Genomic DNA, 2,601 nt, shown 5'->3' with positions numbered 1-2,601 from the left:
GCAGCAAGCTGACTGATGGCTTTGCCAATTTAATCCTTGGCCGTAAGACTATTGATGATGATCTACTTGAAGAGCTCGAAACACAGCTGTTAACAGCAGACCTTGGTGTTGAGGCAACCAGTCGCATCATCAATGATCTCACCCAACGTGTAGCACGCAAACAACTTAACGATGTGGAAGCACTCTTTACCGCCATGCGTGAGGATATGATTAGCATCCTTGAGCCCAGTAGCCAGCCACTTGAATTACCGGAAAAGTCCGGCGGTCCTTACGTCATACTGATGGTAGGAATAAACGGCGTAGGCAAAACCACAACGATAGGTAAACTCGCTAAGCAATTTCAACAGCAAGGTAAAAAAGTCATGTTGGCTGCTGGCGACACGTTCCGTGCGGCCGCTGTAGAGCAATTACAAGTCTGGGGGGAACGCAATAACATCCCGGTCATTGCACAAAAGACCGGAGCAGATTCGGCTTCTGTTATTTTCGATGGACTGCAAGCTGCTAAAGCACGAAATATGGATATTCTTATCGCCGATACAGCGGGTCGACTTCACACCCAGTCAAATCTTATGGAAGAGTTAAAAAAAGTGAAACGCGTGATGGGTAAAGTCGATGAAAGTGCGCCCCACGAAGTCATGTTAGTGCTTGATGCCGGTACAGGACAGAACGCACTTCAACAGGCTCAACAGTTCCAGCAATCTGTTGGTGTTTCGGGTATCACACTAACTAAACTCGATGGTACAGCAAAAGGCGGCATCATTTTTGCCATCGCTAACAAAACCAAACTACCTATCCGTTACATTGGTGTGGGTGAAAAAATAGATGATTTACGTCCATTTAATGCGACTGATTTTGTCGATGCTTTGCTGGGAAAAGAAGAGATTAAATGATTCGTTTTACTGACGTTTACAAACGCTATACCAATCAGCATGAAGCACTATCCGGACTCAGTTTTGAGCTAGACAAGGGCGAAATGGCTTTCCTTACCGGCCACTCAGGTGCAGGCAAAAGTACGCTACTAAAACTGATTGCCCTGATCGAGCGAAGCACACATGGGCAAGTATGGGTAAACAATCAAAACCTGACACGACTGCCTAAGTGGAAAGTGCCCTACTACCGTCGTAAGATCGGCTTAGTATTTCAGGACCATAATCTGCTACATGATCGAACTGTTTTCGACAATGTTGCTTTGCCTTTAATCATAGCCGGTGAAAATCATCGTGAGATCGGACGACGCGTCAGGGCGGCTTTGGATAAAGTGAACCTGCTGGGCAAAGAACGTAATCTGCCTATTGCCTTGTCCGGAGGTGAACAACAACGCGTCGGTATTGCCAGAGCCGTTGTCAACAGACCTCCAGTACTACTGGCCGATGAACCGACGGGTAATCTGGATCCTGAACTTTCTAGAGAAATCATGCATCTTTTTGAACAGTTTAATCAGGTCGGCGTCACCGTATTTATCGCCAGTCATGATCATGAATTAATCAGCACTATGCCCTATCGTCAGCTTACTCTACATCAAGGACGTCTTGCCTGATATGTTGTCATTCAACCTACCCAATTATCTTCTAAGACACCTACAGGTGATGCTGTACAGTCTGGGACAGTTGTCCAGAACACCTGTTGCCAGTGTTATGACGGTTCTGGTCATCGGTATTGCTTTAGCGTTACCCGCTGGTCTTTATGTATTACTGAAGAATGTAGAACAAGTGGCAGGACAGTGGGATGATGCCAGTCAGATCTCTTTGTTTTTAAAACCTGGTACTAATGATGCACGAGGCAAACAACTCGCTGAACAATTACTCGCCTGGCCGGATGTCACCGCCGTCGATTATCATTCTGCCAAGCAGTCATTCGAAGAGTTTAGACAGTTATCTGGCTTAGATGACATTCTTGATAGCTTGCCAACCAATCCTTTACCACCGGTTATCATCATCAAACCCAAAGAAACCGAACATGAAGAGGCTATTCAGGGCTTACTTGAGCGCTTGCAAAATATGCAAGAAGTGGATCTGGCACAACTTGATATGGCCTGGTTAAAACGACTTAAATCTATCAATCAAACTGGTCAGAGAGGGATCACCATTCTTGCCGTCCTCTTGTCACTAAGCGTATTACTTGTCATTGGTAACACTATCCGCTTGGCAATATTAAATCGACAAACCGAAATACGCGTCATAAAACTTGTAGGTGGTACTAACGCGTTTGTCAGACGCCCTTTCCTCTATACAGGGTTTTGGTACGGTTTTTTTGGGGGTGCGATTGCCTGGTTAACATTACTCATAGCTCTAATTGCGATCAATGGCCCCATTTCCAGACTCACGGCACTCTATGACAGTCAGTTTTCGCTACAATGGATGCTGGGACAGATGTTTCTCTCTCTGCCACTTTTTGGTCTCTTTTTGGGTGTTTTAGGGGCATGGTTAGCTGTGGGTAGACACCTGAATGATATTGAACCAACTTAGTATCTAAACAGGAACTTTTTCCAAAAATACGCTTCTTATAGTTGACACTAATCCTTTAGTGATATGATTAAAGGAGTGACTCTCAGGAGACTGTAATAAATGACAACGAATGTAGCTCAATATGACATGGCTTTAG

At 45.0% G+C, this 2,601-nt stretch carries 3 protein-coding genes; all 3 read left to right on the top strand.

What is annotated here, in order from left to right:
• A partial coding sequence (gene ftsY / locus B4K20_RS12695; protein WP_289283152.1) for a signal recognition particle-docking protein FtsY occupies positions 1-890 on the top strand: 890 nt, incomplete at its 5' end.
• Positions 887-1,537, top strand: a complete 651-nt coding sequence (gene ftsE / locus B4K20_RS12690; RefSeq protein WP_286305277.1) for a cell division ATP-binding protein FtsE — start codon at positions 887-889, stop codon at positions 1,535-1,537. The genes ftsY and ftsE, both read left to right, overlap by 4 nt.
• A gap of 1 nt (position 1,538) precedes the next feature.
• Positions 1,539-2,465 (top strand): permease-like cell division protein FtsX, encoded by a 927-nt coding sequence (ftsX, locus tag B4K20_RS12685; RefSeq protein WP_289243901.1) that lies wholly within the window; start codon positions 1,539-1,541, stop codon positions 2,463-2,465.
• Positions 2,466-2,601: the final 136 nt, after the last annotated feature.

It is taken from the genome of Methylophaga sp. UBA5088 (genome assembly GCF_002414625.1).
In the GTDB taxonomy this organism is placed as follows: Bacteria; Pseudomonadota; Gammaproteobacteria; order Nitrosococcales; family Methylophagaceae; genus Methylophaga; species Methylophaga marina.
This window is presented reverse-complemented; position numbering and strand designations above follow the sequence as displayed.